This window comes from Thiorhodococcus mannitoliphagus, from assembly GCF_010915725.1.
Lineage (GTDB): Bacteria > Pseudomonadota > Gammaproteobacteria > Chromatiales > Chromatiaceae > Thiorhodococcus > Thiorhodococcus mannitoliphagus.
Genome location: NZ_JAAIJR010000333.1, coordinates 1 through 1,295 on the forward strand (window position 1 = coordinate 1; position 1,295 = coordinate 1,295).

A 1,295-nucleotide genomic window follows, 5' to 3' on the forward strand; every position below is an offset into this window, starting at 1 on the left:
CCCTGGAAACGACGCGGCGCCTGGTCGCCGATGAAGCGTTCAAGAATCGGCATCGTACGACGGCCAAGGCGTTCACTCGGGTGCGCCAACTGCCCTTCGCGTTGGTCATCACGCTGGTGCTGAGGAAGAGCATGAAATCGCTGCAGAACGTCGTGAACGAAGCCATGACCTGGCTGGATGCTGAGCCGGTGAGCGCGAGCGCCTTCTCTCAGGCGCGTTACAAGTTCAAGCACGGCGCCTTCATCGAACTCAATACGACGGCGATCGTGGACACCGTCTACGCGGACGGGGACTACCGGACCTTCTGGGGCCGGCGGATTCTGGCGGTGGACGGCTCGAAGATCCTGCTGCCGGACACCGAAGAGATTCGCCGGGAGTTCGGCACCATTGCCTACTCCAATGGCCCTGAAGGCGATGTTCAGGGGGAGCGTCCCTATGCGTTGGCCTCGGTGCTGTATGACGTGCTCAATCGGATCAGCGTAGATGCCGTGTTGGGGCAGGCCGATGCCTACGAGGTAGACCTGGCGGTTGGGCATCTGGCCCACACGCGTCCCGGCGATCTGCTGGTGATGGATCGCAACTACCCCTCGTACCGGATGCTGGCGGAATTGACTCAGCGCCAACGCGACTTTGTGATGCGTTGCTCTGCCGCCTCGTTTGCGCCCGCGCGGCGGATGCTCAAAGGGGAAGGTCCGGACAGTCAGATCGTCACGCTGACGCCCTGCGCCGGACAAGCCCGCGACATCCGCGCGCGGGGCTTGCCCCGCTCGCTCACGGTGCGGTTCGTGCGGGTGCGTTTGAGCACGGGGGAATGGGAAGTGCTGGTCACCTCCTTGCTCGACGTGGCGCGCTATCCCACCGCAGATTTCCTGGAGCTGTATGGCTTGCGTTGGGGCGTGGAAACGTTTTATGGCCTGCTCAAGACCCGCCTGGGTCTGGAGAATTTTAGCGGGCTCGGCGCCGAAGCTGTGCGCCAGGATTTCCATGCCGCCGTCTATCTGACCGGGCTGGAAGCGATCTTGACCGCCGAGGCGCAAACGGCGCTCGATGCGAAGACCACGCCCCACGCCCAGACAGTCAACCGCGCCGTCTCCTTCAACGCCATCAAGGATCGTGCCTTGGATCTGTTGTTCAGCGACTCGACACCGCGACCCTGTGCCGGCGCTTGACCGCTTTGTTCCTCACCAATCCGACCCTCGATCGTCCTCAACGCCATCCTCCCCGCAAGAAGTCTTCGTCGCGAGCCTTGCTGGATTTTCATAAGCGCAGGAAAAACATTGTTATTGATAGGGATA

The 1,295-nt window shown here is 62.1% G+C and carries 1 protein-coding gene; it reads left to right on the top strand.

Annotation, left to right across the window (positions count from 1 at the left end):
• A partial coding sequence (locus tag G3480_RS26680) for an IS4 family transposase (protein ID WP_164657215.1) occupies positions 1 to 1,169 on the top strand: 1,169 nt, incomplete at its 5' end.
• Positions 1,170 to 1,295: the final 126 nt, after the last annotated feature.